This window comes from Clostridioides sp. ES-S-0010-02, from assembly GCA_020641055.1.
Lineage (GTDB): Bacteria > Bacillota > Clostridia > Peptostreptococcales > Peptostreptococcaceae > Clostridioides.
Map to the genome: position 1 here is coordinate 1,762,225 of CP067345.1, position 20,573 is coordinate 1,782,797.

The following is a 20,573-nucleotide window of genomic DNA, read 5'->3' on the forward strand; positions in this document are numbered from 1 at the left end:
AAATGGCTATAGTTGGTGAACAGTTGTTACAGCCAGAAGCTGGATGGCAAAGAATTGATAACATTGATAATAATTTTAAATATATAGGATTATGGAAAAAAGATACAAGTTCAGGGCTTTATAATAACACAGGTATGTTTATACAAGAAAATGCAACAATAGAAGAAGTAAATTCTAGTTATATTACATTTGCTTTTTATGGTTCAAAAATAAGGATATTCCATACTAGATATGCTAGTCATTCTTCTAATATGAAATGTATTATAGACGATATTGAGTATGAAAATTATAATATTCATGGAGAAACTATAAGACAATATCTTGCCTTTGATAAAATAAATTTAGAAAAGAAGATTCATTTGGTAAAAATTAAAAGTGATGATGGTGTCAGATTTGATTTTGATTGTATAGATATAGATGAAGATGGATATATGATAGATTTAATTGAAACCAAACTAACGAAAAAATCTACATTAGAATCTATGGAAATAGGAGATATAATTCCTTGCAGATATACAGCGCCTATTTCTGGAAAAGTAGGATATTTTTCAGAACTTGGAAACTGTAATTGTGAAGGAATAGATGTAGATACTTCATCAGATACACCAGATGGAAAATTTTATTTTATAAAAGTTAATGATAATAAATTTATATCTGATAGAAATGTTCAAGCATCTATTTCATGGAATGAATTAAACAAAAATAAATTAACTTGTAAAATGCTTTCTCCAACTTCTTTAGTATTTAATGGTAAGTCATCATATGTAAGTATACCTATAGAAAAAATTAGGACTACTAAAGAGATAACAATAAAAATAAGAGTATATTTAGAAGACTGGACAGTTGGAGCAGAACATAGGTTTTTTAGTTGTACACAACTTGGAGGTTATGCATGTTGTTATGTTCCAAAAGATAGATATTTTAGAATAGAGATTGCTACAAATCATCCTAATTCTCCAACTTTATATTTTATTTCTGGATTTAATATTGATTCATCTAACAATGGATGGAAGACTTTTTACATACTATATAATGGAGAATCAGTTAAAATATATGATGAAATAACTTTAAAATTGAATGAAAAACGAAATGGTACTATCATATATGGAAGTACAAATCATTTGGTATTAGGTGGAGAAGCAGGAGGAGGTTTTTCTGTAGAGTCAGGTACTCGTTTAACTGGAAAAATATCAGAGTTTGTAATATGGGATAAAGCAATAGAACCAGCAACTATAGAAAATAATCTAACAGGGAATGAAGAAAATCTAATTTGTCTATTTAAATCTACTAATGCAATTGGGGATACACTTTATGATTTATCACCAACTAAAAATAATGCAACTATTTTTAATTGTATAAAAGAATATGACAATAGTAATAAATATCATTACACTATTCCAAGTGGGGGTATAGCGTATAATGATGATATAACAATATCCTTTCCAAAGAAAGCTTTAAAATCAAACGAAAATGATGACTATATTTTAGAACAAAGTTCAACATACAGTACAGGATTTCTTGCGTATTTAGCTTTCAATAAAACAAACATAGATTCTGATGACTGTTGGCATAGTAATTCTGAACCTAACCCATATATTAAAGTGTCATCAAAAAAAGATAAAATACCAGTTTCTGGATTTAGGTTAACTAACAGAAATTGTCCTGGTTCTATCCAACCTCCATCATCTTGTACTGTATATGGAAGCAATGATAATACAGTTTTCGAAAAGATATATGAAACATCAAATTTACCTTCAGGAAATAAAGCTACTTCTTATCATTATTTTAATTCACAAGTAGAATATTTACATTATAAATTCAATTTTCAGCACGCAGATTTATATATAGCTGTAGGTGAATTAGAAATGTTTAAAGAATATGAGTGCAAAGATTCATCTTCAAGCTTAATTAATAAAAATAAAGGTGGATGGCCAATAGAAAATGATTGGGATACATATATAAGAAATAGTGATTTAAAAGGAAAGATAATAGCAGGAGACAATGATATATGGAACTATCGCAATATGATTTCTTTATGTAAAGAGAAGGTTATTACAGGATTAAAAGATATTAACAATGAAAATATAGAGCCTACAAATGGGAATATATTAATACCAGTTCGTGGCAAAATTGAAGATATTGACGATTTGTCAGCAAAAAGATTTAATATATGTTTATCTTCATCTGTTGCTAAAAATACAGGTTTCAGACCTATGTTAATTGCAGAGGGAGGGATATAGTATGGCTAGTGTAGGTAGTACTTTACCAGAGCCAGAACAAGGTTGGAAAAGATATGACAACACAGACAGTAGAATAAAATATGTCAATAAGTGGACTATAAATAATAATGCTCCAACTGCTTATAACAATACAGGATGTATTACAAATTATAGACATGGTGAAAATGGGATATTAGAATTTAGATTTACTGGTACTAAAATAAGATTAATAGTTCCTGGTTCTGATGGTTCTCATACAGATAAGTGTACAGTAGAGATAGATGGTGAAAAATTTATAGCTAGCCAATGTACATCAAATCTTATACATCCTAATTATATTTATCAAATGTTATTTTTTGAAAAGCTTGATTTAACAGATAGTGTTCATACTGTTAAGCTATATATAGAACTTGGAACACCGCCACCTTCAAGTGCTCCTTATGGAGATAATTATTTAGCTTTAGATGCAATTGATGTAGATGTAAGCGAATCTCTATTGCATCATACACTAGAAGAAAATAACTTAATACAAAATATTCAAATTGGAGAATATATACCTTGTGATTACACTTATGAAGATGGTTTTTCAAACTTTGGGACAGGAAAATCAATAAATTTTATTTGTGTTGAACATAATTTAAACCAAAGTATATTAATATCAGATACAGTAATTCCAAATTTAAGCTTTGATGAAATAAATAATAAAGGATTTATTTATGGTAATTTACTAGAAAGCCAACCTTATGGAAATTATTTATGTACTATAAAGTCAATTACAGATAGTCCATTTAATGATAACTATTTCTATTCAGAATATGATAAATACGTTTTAAATAGTAGTTTAAATAACTTAATTACTGCTGGAGATAAAGATATATGGCATCACAATTTAGCATCTATAACGGATACTTTTTCTGATTCAGATAATACTAAGGTAACAATTAGAGGTGGTACAAATTCAGACTCATATAATATAGTTAATACGTCTGCTAAGAATGATGCAAGTGGCTTTAGACCAGTTCTAATTATTAAGAAATTATACTTTTATCCAGAGTTTGATATTAATTATATTTTTGGAGAATGTAATGGCATTATAAATATAGAAAATATATCATTAGATAAAATAATAGATATACCAAAAATAAAAGTAAAAATAATTAATAAAAGTAAAGATATAGAAATATTATATACAAATTTACTTGATGTAAATGAAGGGAGTTTGGATATAGATGTAATTAATACTAATTTATTAGATGGATTAAATATCTTAGAAATTATCATAGAAGATGAAAATAATTATACTTCAGAACCAAAAACTCTAAATGTGTTTAAACATTATGAAGGAATTATTCAATATGCTAAAGTGGTTGTAACTAATAATATACCCTTTGATAAAGAATATAAAAGTGTGAAAGTCAAATTAAAATCTGATGGCTCAATTATTGGTATATATACTATAGATAATACCAATTATAGTATTTTTAATATAAATTCTATTTTTGATATAAATTCTAATAATATTAATTTATTTTTACTAATGGACAAAGATACTATTATAAATGCGTATAAGATAATTTGTGAAGATGAGAAAAATCTTTCTTTTGATAATGCTGAGTTAATACCTTTGCCATCACAAGGTACTGATGAAGATACAAATTCAATAAATAAAGAAGAAGTGATAAAAATAATAAATGAAACTGTTAATCCCAAACTAGATTTAATAAATAAAAATCTAAGCTTATCTGATTTAAAAATTCAACTAAAATATGATAAAGAATTAAATCTTTCTGCTAATTATACATCTAACTATTATATAGATACTAAGCTTGATACAGTAGAAAAAGAAGGTGAATAGTATGGCTAGTGTTGGAGACGCCCTTCCTCAACCAGAGGAAGGTTGGAAAAGGTATAATGATGATTGTATAAATATATTCTATTCTGAATTGTATAAAAGAGTTCCTATGAGTTCATGTTATGGTGGAACAGGTACATATGTTAGAAATGTTCCTTATGACGAAACAGATATTAATTTTAGTTTTATTGGTTCAAAAGTAAGAATAATGTGTGACGTATGTAGCGATAGGTCTGATTTAATTGATATTAATCTTGATGGTAAAGTTGAACAATTTAGCACAAGAACTGGTAACGCTATGAATTTTTCTAAAATAGTATATGAAAAATTAGACCTAGATAATAAACTACATAATATTAAAATATCAATAAATAAAAATAGTGTTGTTGTTTATTTATTCTTTGACTGTATAGATATAGATGAAAGTGGACATATATTGTCACCAATAGAATCTAAATTGACACAACGAACATCAATAGAAGATATGGAGATAGGAGATATAATATCTTGTAGATATACTGCTTCTACTGCTGGAAAAATAGGAGATTTTTCAGAACTAGGAAAGTGCAACTGTGAGGAAATTCCAAGGGATGTATCAAGCTCAACTCCAGATGGAAAATTCTTTTTTGTTAAAGTAGATGATAATAAATTAATAGCAGATAGAAATATACAAAATAATATATCTTGGAATGAGATTAATGGTAATTTAGATATCTTTTATAGAGAAAAAGTGTTTCCTCTAAATATTTGTGAAAGTGATGAAACAGATGAATATATTTTAAAAGCAAGTAGTGTATATGAAAATAGGCATGCTTACAATGCATTTGGTAACAAAATAGGATGGCACAGCGAATTATATAACTATCCACATATATTACAAGTTAGTTTCAAAAGAAAACCTCAAAGAATAAACTCATATAAGTTTCACTTTGGAAATAACGAACAGTTTCCACAGTCAGCAACAGAATGGACGATAGAGGCTAGTAATGATGAATTGACATGGATAATTTTACAGACAGTCAAAGAAAATCCTGCTCCAAAACATGATCAAATAAAAAATTATATCTTTAAAAATGAAATTTTTTATAATCATTATAGAATAAAAATAACAAATTCAAATTCTAACTCTGGATGTGTAGCTATAAAATGTTTAGATTTTTTTTATAAAAAATTCTCTATGTGTTTACCAGATGGAGGAGTGTCTTACAATAATGATATAACAGTATCTTTTCCTAAAAAAGCTTTAAATGCAAATGAGACTGATGAATATATACTTTATGCAAGTGGGTCTCTTAGTGACGCACTTCTTACATATAAAGCATTTAATAAAACAAACATTGACTCTAATGATTGTTGGCATAGTCCTAATGAAGCAAATTCATATATAAAAATATTTTCAAAAAAAGAAAAAATAATTTCAAATGGATTTATGTTCACTAATAGAAATAGTGATTCATTCCCTCAAGCTCCTAATTTATGTATCGTGTATGGTAGTAATGATAACGAAAAGTTTGAAAAAATATATGAGTCATCAAGCTTTCCTCAAAATGCTAGAGCTGTATCTTACCATTATTTTAATTCTCAGGTAGAATATTTATATTATCAATTTAATTTTAGTGGAGCAACAGGTTATGTAGCTGTAGGTGAGTTAGAGCTGCTTAAAGAGTATGAATATAAAAAATCCTCTCCAAGTCCAATTAATAAAAATCAAGGTGGTTGGCCAACTAATAATGATTGGGATAAATATATATGGAAAAGCAATTTAAATGGAAAAATAGAGTCTGGTGACAATAACATATGGAATTATAAAAATATTGCATCTTTAACAGATAACATTGCTATTTTATCAGTTGTAGATGTATGGGGAACAAGACCAAATGGAACCTCAATTGCTGTTAGAGGATATAATGATCAATTCGTAAATGATAGTAGTCCTAAAAGGTATGGAATAATAAATAATGCCTATACGGCTTCTAATGTAGGATTTAGGCCAATATTAGTTATAGGTGGTGATGCAGAATGGCTGTTATAGGGGAACAATTACTTCAACCAGAATCAGGATGGAAAAGATATGATGAAGCAAATATACAAGCTATAATAAAAGGAACATTTTGGGGAAAAGAGAATTTCAATGGATTTTATGGAGGGTCAAGTATTTGGCTTAAAAGTATTGATAGTAGCTATAAATTTAAATTTTATGGAAATAAGTTAAGACTTATATCAGATAGAAATACAAATAGACCTCAAAATAATACTAAATTAGTAATAGATGGAGTTGAATACATTTGTAATACATATGGTCAAACAAATGGTCAAATACTTGCCATTGATGTAGGTAATTTAGAAGATTCTATACATGATGTTGTAATATCTCCAGTTAAAGAGGGTCTTGCAACTATTGACTGTATAGATATAAATTCAGATGGATATATTCTTGATTTAGCTTTAGAACGAAACAAAACCATTAATAAGTTAGAAGTTGGAGAATATATTCCATGTAATTACAGTTACTATGATGGATTTTCAAGCTTTTATACTGGTAAAGATATAAATTTTATTTGTGTTAGCCACACTGATAGACAGTCTATATTAATCTGTGACAAAGTTATTCCAGATTTATCATTTGATGAGATAAATCAAAAAGGTTTCATATATGGTAATGAGCTAGAAAATCAATCTTATGAGCATAATATTTTAAAAATACAATCCTTAACTGGAGGTTCCAATAATAATGGTTTATCTGAATATGATAAGTATATTGTAAATTCAGACTTAAATGGACTAATAACACCAGGAGACAAAACTATTTGGAATTGGGATATTTGTAGTATTACAAGTTCTATATCAGCATCTGATAATTCTAAAATAATAACTAGAGGATACTCTAGCCTTACAAACTATTCAACAAACAATACTTTCAACAATAAAGGTCCAACTTTTGGGTTTAGACCAGTATTGATTATTAAACATTTATATGTTTCTCCATCATTTGAAATAAATCAATTTGGAAATTTTGATAATTGTTTTAGTATAGCGAATATAAATTTAGATATATCAATAAAAATTCCTAAAGTAAGTGTTAGTATAATAAATACAACTAATTCCAAAACTTTTATTTCTACTGAATTAATAAATGTTGTAGATAATTCTCTAAATATAGATTATACATTTAATAAAGACGATTTTGAATTAAATAAAGTAAATGTACTAAAGATTACTTTAACCGATGAAAATGAGTTTGAAACATCTATAGAAATAAATACATTCCCTATCGAAGATAAGCTGCTTATTTTTAACAATTCAATAACCTCTACTATCATTGAAAACAAACATAATAAAGATAGAATGATTGTCTGCGCTAATATAAAGGATAATTGTATTGTATTATACTTAAATAATAATAATTACATTGAAGCAAACCTTGAAGATTATGTCAGTGTAAATAAAAATACGAAATTAAAATTTTTATTAGATAAAAATTCTGATTTAATATCTTATGGATTATCATTTATATAAAAAATAATTAATACTAAAGCGAATGAAGTATAAAAAAGGAAATCTAAAGTAAAAAATAATTATCGTGATTTGCAAATAAAATATAAATTAAAATCTACAAAATAAATATAAGTGGTAGTATATTAAATAATGTCAAGATATATAGTGTATTTAATTAATCTTGAAGAATTATAAAAAATAAAGATGATTAGAAGGAAAGAAATAATCATGAACATATCAAAAAATTTGCTTAATGAACAAGAATTCTATGGCAAAAATATCTATCTATTGGGAACTTCAGAATTTGGACCAGTAAACACTCCAATAAAAATAAATTCAATTTCTCACATGAATTCAAACTTTGGGAAAAAAGGTTCTTTAGTTGAAGCATATAAAATTATAAAAGAATCCAAATTAGACTGTAAAGTTTATCTATGTAAAGTTACAGGAGCACATGCAGAAATTTATCTGGATGTAAAATGTGCTAATGGAGAAATAATAAAAAACAGTATACACATTAAATCAAAGTATGCAAATGAAATATATAATGATATTGAAATAATGATAAATCAAGATGACTTACGGGTAGTCTATCCAAAAAATTTAGGGGATTATGTATTAAAATATCCATATAAAAATTATCCTACTTTGTATGATTTATCAGAAGCTATAAATAAAGATTCTCAAAAGCTAAAAGGGATGATAATTTGTAGTATTTATTGTGATTCTTATATAGAAACAAAGGATTCTATAATTGAAGTAAATCAAAGTACATATAAACTTAGTGGAGGATATAATGGATTAGATTGCAACAAAAATATAATGTACAATAATTTAGATAGTACATATACTATTTTAGAAGGACTTGATGTAGATATTATTATGCCTTTAGGAGTATATTATGATGATACATTTACAGATGACAGAGAAAAAATAGATAAATATTATGACCTAACAAGAGACTATTTAACTATTAAAGATGGAGAACGATACTTGACTTTTTATGAACAATTGCTTAATTTTTGTAAAGTTCAAATGAAAACAGGTATCATAACTCATGGTGTTATTGGACTTAATCTAACTAATGAGATTTGGATAGATGAGAAAAAATATATTGCTATACTGGAATATTTTAAAAAAGTAAATGAAGTATCAAAATTTGATAAAAATTATGAACAATTGGTAAGTGTAGTAGCTGGAGATGTATATACCACATATGGTACTAACATTGTAAATGCAAGTATAGTATATGCTCCCCTTGTAGCAAGTTTAGATATTATAGCAAATACTACAAATAAGGAAGTTCCAGAATCATTTTCACTATTTAATACCTTTGATACTTCAACAATAGAAAAAATGAATGAACTTGGATATGTATCATTTAGATTTAGTCAGTTACATAGAAGGGTAGTAGTATCAAATGGAATTACAATGAGTGAGCATACAGAATATAAGTATTTATGTAATGTAAGAATGATTCAGTTGACCATGTGTTACATAAAAAAGATGTTATATTCATATATAGGTGAAAATATAGATGCTTTGTTATCATCTGGATATTTAAAAGAAAACTTAACACAATTGTTAGATGAATTAAGGGAGAGAGAACTTATAAGTGAATATATAATAAATGAACTATCTAAACGTAAATCAGGAGAATTATTTTTAGACTTAAGTTTAAAGACAGTATATATGTTAGAGTATGTTAAAACCTATAGTGGTTTGAGTATAGGTAGGTGAAAAAGTGAATACAGAATCTATTCAAAATAATAAAAATATATTTATAACTAAAGAATACATTAATAACTTTGAAAAGATAGAAGAAATACTAGAATATATTTTAAAAACAGAATTAGAAGATAATTGGGGAGTAATTTCCTTTGAAACAATAAAAAAAGATGAGACAGATAAAATTATACTGCCACAAATAAATTACTGTGTAAAATTAAGAGAAATATCTAAAGGTAAAAGTTATAAGCCAATGTTGACTGATCTAATTGATGAATTAGATGAAAATAAAGAAAAAACAGGTAAAGTAATTAAAGTGTATAGACAAAGTTTTGATTGCATACTAGAATTTAGATTTATAGCTAAAACACAAAAAGAATGTAGAAGACTTATGGAAGCTTTTGAGGACATAATAACATCTTACACAGGATTTCTAAAGAAAAAAGGTCTTGGGGATATTTTCTTTTTAAAAGAAATCTCAACTGAAGATAACATAAGTTTTGATGAAAATACTTCAGTTAAAACATCTGAATATTTTATACGATTAGAAAAAGTAAAAACTTTAAATGTAAATAAACTTAAAAATATAGAAATGAAATTTTCTGTAAAGGATAGAATTTAGCCAAGAATAGTATAAATTCCACTTGGTATAAAGTCTATAATATCTACAAAATTTAAAGGGGGAAAAACCTTTATGGCAAACTTAGGAAATATGTATCCTAATCTTCCAGGAATGTTAGTCGAATTTAAAGATGGTGGTTCTGCACTTAGATTTGGTTTGGATGAATATAACACTGATAGTATGTTGTTACTTGGGACAGCAGTTGATGGCCCAGTAATGGAGCCTGTAGCGATAGATGATTCTTCTATAGAATTACTATTTGGTTCAGACACTAATTTAAATGGAATTCCAAATGGTTCAACATTAGTTCAATCATATAAGCAAGCTAGAGATGCTGGATGTCAAGATATAAGAGTAATGAGAATCTCTGGTACATGCGCAACGTCAAATATAAGTGCACCATCTCAAGTTGTTGAAAAAAATAAAAAGATAGATGAGGACTTATCAGTTACTCAAGGATGTGAGAAAACTGATATAAAACTAAGTGGAAAAGGGATTATTGCAAGTTCAATTAGAGTTTATGTAAAAGGAAAAGAACTACTCTCTGGATTTGTATATAATGAATTTCTTAAAAGCATATCAATAGAAAAAAATGCTTGTGATGCAGGTGTACCTGTTTCAATAGCTTATAATTATAGATATTGGGTTGAACAGAAACCAGAATATTTAACTTTGAATCGTGATAAAAAGATTTTTTTATCTAATATTCCAAATGGCGCTGCTATAGTAGTTACTTATGATGGGAAATCTATAGATGAGTATATTGAAATGAATGATAATGTCATAACAATACCATCTTTAGATGAAGGAGAAAGAGTAGTTGTAAGTTATAGGGTAGAAGTTGTAGGAGAAGAAATAGAAACTCAAGTAGATGGAAATATTTTTATGACTGCCACATCAAATCAAAAGCTACTTTTAAGTAATACTCCAGTAGATGGAACACTTACATTATATGTTGGAGGAAGTAAAGTATTAGATTCAAATTCTTTTTCAATAGATAAAAAGTCAAAAACTATAACTCTTAAAAAAGAATGTTTTCAAATGGGACAAGTAGTATCCGTAAGTTATTATATGCCAGTTAAAGAGAAGATAGAAAGAAAGATAAGATTAAAATCTAAGTTTGCTGGAGATATGTATAATTTAGGTCAAGTAAAAGTAGAAGATTTGAGAGACACTTTTGGCAATTATATAGGAAAATATGTAAAAATCATTAAGCCAGAATCTAAAATGAGTATTGGTGAAGAACCTTTAATATTATCAACTCTTGACTACTTAACTTTTGGAGCATTAGTAGATGCAATAAACAATTTACAGACAACATATTTTGCAGAAACGGATACACCAGAAGAACTTACAAAAGATTTAATAAAATCAGCTACATATTTTATAGGCGGTTCTAATGGTTTAGATATGAATAAAGAAGATATGTTTAAGGCATTATCAGGAGAAAGAGATAGAAATGGATACATAGTAAAACAAGGTGCTTATCAATTGCTTGAAAATTATAATGTAGATTGGATAGTTCCTTTAGGTGTTTATGCTGATGATAAACTATTTGACAGACATCAAGATTTTGCATATGAACTTGCTTTATTCTGTGCAGTGTTATCCTATAGAAATAAATCTACATATGGTGTAATAGCAATGAATCCATTAAAAGATACATCTCTATCAGGTGTCCAATCACACTCTAAATATTTAACACAATACAGTAATGAATTTTTAATGAAGGATGATAAAGGTACTATAATTACTGATGGTCAGGGAAACTCTATAGACCTTGGAAAGTTTATATCAGTAGTTGCAGGTCCTACACCTATAGTGGAACATAAGGTAAGTTCGCTTAGAGAAGGAAATCCAGCAGTACTTTATGCTGCGTTCAATACAAGTATTTTACCACATTCATCTCCAACAAATAAGATATTAAGTGGTGTGAAATCACTAAAATATTCTTTTTCAAATGCACAATTGAATGATATAACAGGGAACAAATTGGTTTCATTCAACTCTAAAAAATTAAAGGGTAGAACTTGCTTAAATAAGGTTTTTGTAGTAGATGCTCCAACATCTGCGAAGAAAGATAGTGTATATTCAAAATTATCTACATTAAAAGTTATGAGAGTAGTAACTGATAATATAAGGGAAGTGGCAGACCCATTTATAGGGGAAGCAAATACAATAGAACAGAGAAATGCACTAAGTGCAACAATTGCAAAAAGACTAGATGCATTATTATTACAAGGAGTTATATTAGATTATAGTTTCAATCTAATAGCAACACAACAAGATTTAATATTAGGACAAGCTAAGTTGGAAGTTGGTATAGTAGCACCACAAGAACTTAGAAAAATAACTACTATAGTAGGTCTAAAAAAATAAAAACGGAAGAAAACCATTCGTTTATATTTAATAGTTAGGAGATATCGTTATGTCAAGTCCGAATATAAACACACTAACATCATTTTCTGGTGCTGATTTGGTTGTAAGCTTTGCAAATCAAGTTATTGGAGAATTACAAAAAATATCGTGGAGTATAGAACGTGAAAAAAAACCAGTATACACATTAGGAAGCCCAGATGCAAGAAGTTTTTCAAGAGGTAAAAGAGAGATTAAAGGTTCCTTAGTATTTGCTATGTTTGACCAAGATTCTCTAATTAAATCTATGAAAAGCGTTTTAAAATCATCAGAATCTACAATATTTACAACATCAGGAAAATTAGCTATAACAGAAGAAGAAAACTTTATAAATGCAGTAGAGATGTTGAAGTGGAATATAACAGCACAAGATGCTATAAATTTAAGTAGAAACATGGATAGTAAATCTAAGTATAATGAAAGTAATCCTAAAGTAAGTGACGAAAATTTTGAAATACCTAATGGCTTTAGCCCAATAAGGGATAATAGAATAATTTATTTAGATTCTTTACCACCATTTGATATAACAATGACCTTTGGAAATGAGCAAGGTCAATGTGCATTTCAAAAGATATATGATGTTGATATAATAGATGAATCTAGTGAGGTCTCTATTGATACAATTGTTTTAGAGAAAAAGTTAAATTATAGAGCTAGAAAAATATCACCACTTATACAAGGTGTATATTCAAAAGAAGAAAATTAAAATAAAACATAAAATAAAAGATGTAAATAGATAAAAGTAAAAAATTATAAGGCCTCATGTAGTAAATATTTACAGGTGTATTTTATGTATTTAAAAGCTACATGTGGTTTTTCTAAATATAAATCACAAAAGAGAGGTAAAGTAAAATGGATTTAGATAATACTTTTTACAAAGCATTTTCAAGTACAGATTCTCTCGCATTTGTTTTATTTCCAGAATCTAAGCCCATTCTTTTAGGTAGTTTAACAAGTATATCATACTCAATTCAAAGAAATAAAAAGCCAGTAACATCAATAGGAAATACAAAAGTATCTGGATATACTAGAGGACCTAAGGTGATTTCTGGAAAAATGGAATTTACTTTAATAAATCAGAATCTAATAAGTGATTTGACAAATAAGATTTCAGCTTTATCCAATAAAAAGAAGATTAGTTCAGACGAATTGCCTCTATTTGATGTAATGATAGTATCTCTAAATGAATATAAATATGTCACACAAATGATGATATATGGCATAGATATTATCAATGATAGTCAGATTATTTCTATAAATGATATTTTTATAAAAAATACAATTCACTTTGTAGCAACAGATTTAAATGATTTTATGAGTTTATCAAGTGATAAAACAGTATCAAATAATACAAGTAGTTCAAATGTATTCTCGAATTCAGTGTTTTCTTATGATTTTACTATTGAGGGATATGAATATTCTAAAAAAAGTAATTTGAAAGGCGTTAAATATGACAAATTTAAACTTTGATACTATAAATAAAAAAGAAGTAAATAAGAGAGATTATAGTACATATAAAGAAGAGTTTTATGGAAGTTCTGATGTATTAATTTATATAAATGGAAAACATAATAAACAGATATCTGCAATAAAATTTTATGTCAAAGAGCAAAGTAAACCTATTTATGGATATACATCTAGGGTATTTGATGATATAGCTGTAGGAAATAGAATAGTATTAGGATATATAAAAGTTCCTGTTAGTAATGCTCTCTCAGATACATCTAATTGTTTAGAACAAAATATAAGTATCTGTGATGACTTTATTTTAAATAAAGAAGAAAAAATATATATACCAGATTGGATATATGGATATGATTTAAGAAATCTAAATGATAATTATATATGTAAATATGATGATAACTTCTTATATAAAAATAAATGTAATTTAGATGACAATAATGTATCATTTCTTTATGATAAGTCACTATTTTATGTTGATTTTGGAAGTAAATACGATATTAGAGTACACTCTGTACAAACAGCTCTAGTGTATATGGGATATATGTATAAGGAGCTAAGCTTTAGTGAATTAAAATACGGTCATTATTGTGTATGTACATTTGATATGGTTAAGGCTTTTCAAAAAGAAAGTGGAATTATACCCACAGGAAGGTTATGTAAAAAGACTTGGAATTTAATATTTAAAAAATTATATTCTAATTATAACATCATTATTTTGAAGAATAATGAAAAAGAAATCTGTATTAAAGATATGCAAGAAGAAAATCAGTATAAATCAGATTGTAATTTAAAAGCTATAAATTCTTTTGTTTATGATGAATTAGAATGTGATTACAACTTGATAGATAATTTAATAGATGATTACAATTACAAAGAAAATAAGCTGAAATATGACTTAGAAAATTCAGACTATCAACCTTTCTTTAATCCTAATAATATAAATACACTTAGAAAAAATAATTTTTCGATAAGTCTTATATATGGAGATAAAAAAGAAAAATATAGAAAAATAATAGGAGTATCACCTGTATCAGTAAGTCAAGAAATAGATACAACAGGAAATCCTATATACGATATATACGAATTCATAGCAAAGGATGTAATTGAAACTAATAATTAAATAGTACTTGGAGGTGAGTAAATGAATTATGATGAAAAAGAAATAGAGTTATTAGCAAAACAGGCCAAGCTGGACTTAGAATCTCAATATGGAAAAAATATAGACGAAATTGATTTATATGCAGATGTTTTTAGTGAGGACAGTAAAAATGAAGAATTTCAAGGTTTAGGGCTAGAAGACACTCCATTATTTGAAGGAGGACCAGGAACAATTCAAGTACAAGCATGGAAAAAGAAGTGGTCTGGTTATGATATTTATATGATTGATATTTTAAATAAAAGGTTTATATTTAGAACGATTAACAGATTTGAATATAAGCAGTTATTATCTATTCAAAATATTGACACTTTAGAACGTGAAGAAATTATATGTCAAACAGTTACATTATGGCCAGAAGAGTATAATTGGAAAGATACTACTAAGTCCTTAGCAGGTTTACCAACTTCATATTCTGAAGTAATTATGGAAAAATCAGGATTTACAAAAGAATTTACAATAGAGGTAATATAGTATGCTTTTAATAAAAGATATTATAAATATAAAAGAAAAAACAGGATATAAAAAGTTAATTCATATTAAGTTTAGTACACATGAATATATATTTAAATTAATTAATTTAAATATATACATAAAAGCTGGTATTATTTCTGATACATATGAAGAGTTTAATGATTTTATATGCCAATCTGCATTAATATATCCTGATAAATTTGTTTTTTCAAAAAGTCCAATAGCAGGATTGGCAGATGAAATATCTAAAAGAATAGTTTATGAATCTCATATTTTAGATGAAAGTTCAATAATAGATTGTTTTGAGGAAAGTAGAAGTAAGCTTAATTCTTTTTTAGAACAGAGTAAATTATTTGTAAAAGCAGCATTTCCAGAAATTTCTCTTAAAGAAATACGAGACTGGGATTATGAAAAGCTTATGGAAATGACAGCTAAGTCTGAATATATTCTTAAATTAAGAGGCGTAGATGTGGACCTTGAATATGACAAAGATTATCCAAATAATAAGTCTAATAAAGAGTATATGAATAATCAGAATGACATAAATAATTTAAATAAGGAAAACCTAGAAAATAATTACATAAAATCTAAAAATTATCGTTTGGATTCCAATAAATTCTCAAATACAAGATGGGATAATCCAGAAAAGCTAAAAGTATTAAGGTGTAGAAATGTACAAAAATTAAATATAGGAACTAAATATGCAAATTTAGATTTTTTTAAAATAGAGAATAAAAATGATAAGGATAATATTACTAATTCAAAACATATAAAAGATAAAAAGAGAGATTACATAAGAAATAAAGATAATATCATAAATAGTACAAATAGAAAAAATTCTAAGATAAGCGATTTCTATGTTAATGAAAATTTGAAGAATTATAACGACGATATATCAAAACTTCATTTACAAATAAGAGATATTTTAAATGGAGCAGGATATAAAAATATTGATATAGACTATATTCTAGGTGGAAAAGAATCAAATATAGATTTGAATTTTTATGAAAACAGACTTGAAAAATTTAAAATAAAGATGTTAAAAATGATTGGAGATATTATAAATGAATAATTTAAATAATATTGAAGAAGCCTTTTATAAAGAAGAATATGAAAAATTTTTATTAGGGAGAAGAATAAAAGCTAAAGCATCTTTCAATAATATCAACTCTAAATTAAATGATGAATATTGTAACTTAGAAAGTAAAGATAACATAGTAGAAGATGATATTTTTACAAATAATAATGAAGTATTAAATATGAAAATATCTGCTCAATCTCCTTTAGATACTGATATAGATTATGGTGAAAAAATTATAAAGAATCTATTTAAAAATATAAAAAATTTAAACATAAGAACTACAATACAAGATGATAGAAAAGACATAACAAGTGAGGAAATTGAAAGTGTAATATCTAAAATAATTGAGTGAATTTATAAAAGTGCTTGTGAGTTAAAGAAGGTGAGTTTATGAATAATAAGTCTAATAAGAGTTCAAACCAATCTTATTATGGAGCTATTGCTCAGGAAATAACTGATAAAGATAGTCAAGAAATAGTCAATATGCTATACAAAGAATCAACACTTAGAAACTTAGATGGTGAATATAAACCTTTAAGTTATTACGAATATATTCAATATGAACATAGGCTCAAATATAAAGACAATCTTGATAATATTTTTAGAATAGGAGACTGTTGTTTTAAAATATTACCAGAATATATAAGTATAACTTCTATAAATGATAGTGAGAGTCTTAATGAGAATAGGATGGCAAATATAGAACAATCTAAAAAACAGAATATAAGAAAAGAAATATTTGTGAACTTGACGATAAATGGTATAAATCAAGTTAATGGATATCAAGTAGAATCGCCATTTGACTTCAAATATTATGTAGATGGATTAAGAAATTTAATTTGTCAGTTTAAATATACTCCATTTGTTCCAATTGAATGTAAAGTTGTAAATGATGCAAATAGTATAAATAATGTAGCCTTAAAAAGTATGTCAGTTGAAACTGTAGAGGGTTTTTCTGAGACTCTAAGAATCAAAATAATTATGGAAGAATTTAATGTAAAGTCTTATTTTAATAAAGATAATATTTCATTAGATAAGCATATAGATTGGGATTTGTATAGATTTTATACTCAAAAAAATCTTGAAAATTCTAACTTATCAAGTCTTAAAAAGATACAGTCACTAAACTTCACTGGTAAATTTACATTTAAAAAATTACATTTAAAAAATATTGATTTTAATAAAATAAAGAGCAAAAACATTATAATGAATGAACAATATTTTGATGAAATATTGAGTAGTGAAGAAAGTGTATATCTTACATATATCAATTTTAGTTTAAGTAATACATTTTCGAACATAGGATTAAATCATGATGAAATACCAACAAAACAATATATGGGATTTAATAAAATTGACTTTGTCTTTATATTTAAAACAAGCGATGAGAGTATAATAAAAAAATTCAACAGATTAAATAATAAAAATACAAGTTTTGAAAATGAAGATAGAGATATTATAAAAGTGGAAAATGAACTTGTAAATCTGACTGGAACAGAGTGCATAACCATAAAAGATGTTCAAGTAGACACTGTATTTGGATTTTGTGGATTATACAATATAACCATTAAATGTAGAAGTTATGATATGGATAAAATTCAAAAGATGAAGCCAATATGCTTTAGACCATTTAATAAAGCTATAGAAACATATGAATATGAGTACAATGAAATTCCTGAGGGGAGACTAGGTACAGAAGAGGATTTTATAGATTATACATCTAAAGGAATAGATAATAAAACTATGCAGGATATTTGTGCCTCCAAGAAACTTGTATATTTGGAAATGTATCCAAATCTCAGTCTACCAAAATATAACGAAATAGACAATGCTATACAAAAAGTAAGAAATTTTAGATTTAAAAATGGAATTAAACAAACTTCACTTGTAAAATATCCTAGAACAGATATAGTTATGGGCGAAATAGCGAGAAATGAAAAATATAGTGGTTTTGTTGAACCAGACTTTTATATTATATATCCTACTAAATCTGAATGTAATAAAATTGATACACAGTTAAAAAGCATTAAATCAGATATAGTTGTAGAGCCAGAATATAAATATGGATATGAACCACAAAACATAGGTGAATTGGATGATGAATTTGAAAGAGAATTATCTTCTGACGAACACTTAATATTTAAGAATGAAAACTTTAATAAAATACATGGAAATGAGATTGGAAAATTTAATATCGAACAAGTAAAGCCAACTCAATCCTTTAAAGAGTTTCCTAAAAATAATCGAAATACAGTTGTAGAAAATATGCTAGTTGATGAATTTTTATATTCGCAAAAAGGTACACTCATTAGGGCATTTCCAAATTTTATATTTATGTTATGTGATGAGGGTATAGATTGCTTTGATGGACAAAAAAGTTGGACAAATTACTATATATATAAGTCTATTATAGATATAAAAATATCACAAGAAGTTGATTCTCCTATATCAAGTGCAAAAGTAATTATTCCTAATGATTTTAATAATGAAAAAAATTTAGATGGTGATAGTATTGGTATAAAAAATGACACTCTAAATACGTTTAATAAAAATCAATGTATATTATCAAAAGTGTTGGAAGGATATAAAGAAGACTCAAGAGATGAAATTAATTTAGAAATAGTGAAAAAAAGAAATAAATTAGATAGCCAAGACATTTTGAAAGAAGGAACTAGAGTACATATACGAATGGGATATGGTTCAAATCCCTCAAAATATCCAATTGTGTTTAATGGTACTATAATTGAAATGAACACTTCAAAAGACACTATTTTAATAGAGGCAAAGTCAGATGGATTAGAGCTTACAAATAGATATCTAAGTGAAGATATGAATTTTTTAAATGATAATATAGATTTAAAGAAAGATGCAAGTAATATAATATTAGATTTAATGAGTAAGAGAAGTTCTAAAATAGAATACCAAAATATTGAATATAAGGAAAAGAATCTTAAGAGTAAATATGATGTAGAGCATTTTGGCATGTATGATTTTAATTCTATAGAAGCTTACAAAAAAGTTCAGAGTGATATATCTAAAAATATGTATCTAAGTAATTATAATGGGATATACCTTAGTGATATTCACAGTGTTAACTATATAAGTGAATCAATTTATGAGTTTTTACCAATAGGTAAAAAAATATGGGACATATGTAAAATGAGCGAAAAATCTATGCCTGAGTTTGTAGTATATCCAAGACCATTCCTATTTGAACATAGATTATTTTTTGGTTTACCTATTTGGATGTACAAATTTGATATAAATAAGTTTAAAAATGATACCTATGAGTATTCTAAAGCTTTTTCGCAAATGCATATAGTAGACTTTAATGACTCAATTATAGCCAATAATATAAAAATAGATAATAACAATTTAATAACAAATACAAGAGGAATTTATAATGTATTAGGGACTTTAGAATCAACACCATTTATAACGAGTGATTACAATATGAAATGGTCAAATCAAAAAAATAAAGTATTAGACAATTCAATGATACAGAATTTTAATATATTTTCTACTTTAGAGGATGAAAATTTGAAATGCAGAGAATTATATGCAAATAACAGGCATATGTCTATAAGAAACTGTGTATCACAACTTCAAAATTCATGGCAAGAAACTTACAGTGGTGAGTTGATTATTATGGGGAAACCACAAGTGAATGTATATGATTTAATAGCAATTAATGATTTGTTTGGAGGACTATCAGGTGTGTGCTTAGCAAGGAAAGTAACACACTCTATAAATATGAAAACTGGATTTACAACATCAATTACACCAGGTCTATTGACTGCAAACTCATTAAAATATAGTGGCATGAGTAATATGTTAAAATCATGTAATAAAATATTGTTTTCTGTAGCAAATATATTAAACAATGAAAGCTTAGTAAGTTCAAACAATACAACTGATACTTCTAAACTAACGAGACTAGATAATTATAAGAAGCTAAATAGTATATTTACTGCACAATATGAAATGTTTAATTATAAAAACTCTATAATTAGATATCCATTATATAAAGTTTAATTCATATAGGAAGTTTAACCTAGAGTGGGAGG

At 26.4% G+C, this 20,573-nt stretch carries 14 protein-coding genes; all 14 read left to right on the forward strand.

Translation table 11 applies throughout. From position 1 onward, the window contains the following. The first annotated feature begins 2 nt into the window (after positions 1–2). On the forward strand, positions 3–2,240 hold the full coding sequence (locus JJC01_08120) for a hypothetical protein (GenBank protein UDN59813.1): 2,238 nt from the start codon (positions 3–5) through the stop codon (positions 2,238–2,240). A 1-nt stretch (position 2,241) separates the two neighbouring features. Next, positions 2,242–4,074: a hypothetical protein gene (locus JJC01_08125; GenBank protein UDN59814.1), complete on the forward strand. Its 1,833-nt coding sequence runs from the start codon at positions 2,242–2,244 to the stop codon at positions 4,072–4,074. A gap of 1 nt (position 4,075) precedes the next feature. Further along, positions 4,076–6,103: a discoidin domain-containing protein gene (locus tag JJC01_08130; GenBank protein UDN59815.1), complete on the forward strand. Its 2,028-nt coding sequence runs from the start codon at positions 4,076–4,078 to the stop codon at positions 6,101–6,103. After that, entirely contained in the window at positions 6,091–7,587 is a 1,497-nt protein-coding gene (locus tag JJC01_08135; GenBank protein UDN59816.1) for a hypothetical protein, read from the forward strand. Before JJC01_08130 ends, JJC01_08135 begins: the two co-directional genes overlap by 13 nt. Before the next feature lie 207 nt (positions 7,588–7,794). Beyond that, positions 7,795–9,306 carry a hypothetical protein gene (locus tag JJC01_08140; GenBank protein UDN59817.1) on the forward strand — a complete coding sequence of 504 codons (1,512 nt, stop codon included), beginning with the start codon at positions 7,795–7,797 and terminating at the stop codon, positions 9,304–9,306. A gap of 4 nt (positions 9,307–9,310) precedes the next feature. Next, positions 9,311–9,916, forward strand: coding sequence for a hypothetical protein (locus JJC01_08145; GenBank protein UDN59818.1), 606 nt, complete (start codon positions 9,311–9,313; stop codon positions 9,914–9,916). Between the two features lie 72 nt (positions 9,917–9,988). Next, positions 9,989–12,295, forward strand: a complete 2,307-nt coding sequence (locus tag JJC01_08150; GenBank protein UDN59819.1) for a phage tail protein — start codon at positions 9,989–9,991, stop codon at positions 12,293–12,295. A 49-nt stretch (positions 12,296–12,344) separates the two neighbouring features. Beyond that, positions 12,345–13,037, forward strand: coding sequence for a hypothetical protein (locus tag JJC01_08155; GenBank protein UDN59820.1), 693 nt, complete (start codon positions 12,345–12,347; stop codon positions 13,035–13,037). Between the two features lie 146 nt (positions 13,038–13,183). Next, the gene (locus tag JJC01_08160) at positions 13,184–13,801 is read left to right on the forward strand and encodes a hypothetical protein (protein ID UDN59821.1); all 618 of its coding nucleotides are present in this window, start codon (positions 13,184–13,186) and stop codon (positions 13,799–13,801) included. Next, positions 13,782–14,915 carry a hypothetical protein gene (locus JJC01_08165; GenBank protein UDN59822.1) on the forward strand — a complete coding sequence of 378 codons (1,134 nt, stop codon included), beginning with the start codon at positions 13,782–13,784 and terminating at the stop codon, positions 14,913–14,915. The genes JJC01_08160 and JJC01_08165 overlap by 20 nt, the downstream gene beginning before the upstream one ends. Before the next feature lie 21 nt (positions 14,916–14,936). Further along, the gene (locus JJC01_08170; GenBank protein ID UDN59823.1) at positions 14,937–15,425 is read left to right on the forward strand and encodes a hypothetical protein; all 489 of its coding nucleotides are present in this window, start codon (positions 14,937–14,939) and stop codon (positions 15,423–15,425) included. A gap of 1 nt (position 15,426) precedes the next feature. Beyond that, positions 15,427–16,497, forward strand: coding sequence for a hypothetical protein (locus JJC01_08175; protein ID UDN59824.1), 1,071 nt, complete (start codon positions 15,427–15,429; stop codon positions 16,495–16,497). Continuing rightward, positions 16,490–16,858, forward strand: a complete 369-nt coding sequence (locus JJC01_08180; protein ID UDN59825.1) for a hypothetical protein — start codon at positions 16,490–16,492, stop codon at positions 16,856–16,858. Before JJC01_08175 ends, JJC01_08180 begins: the two co-directional genes overlap by 8 nt. Before the next feature lie 38 nt (positions 16,859–16,896). Then, entirely contained in the window at positions 16,897–20,541 is a 3,645-nt protein-coding gene (locus JJC01_08185) for a hypothetical protein (GenBank protein UDN59826.1), read from the forward strand. The last annotated feature ends 32 nt before the right edge of the window (positions 20,542–20,573 follow it).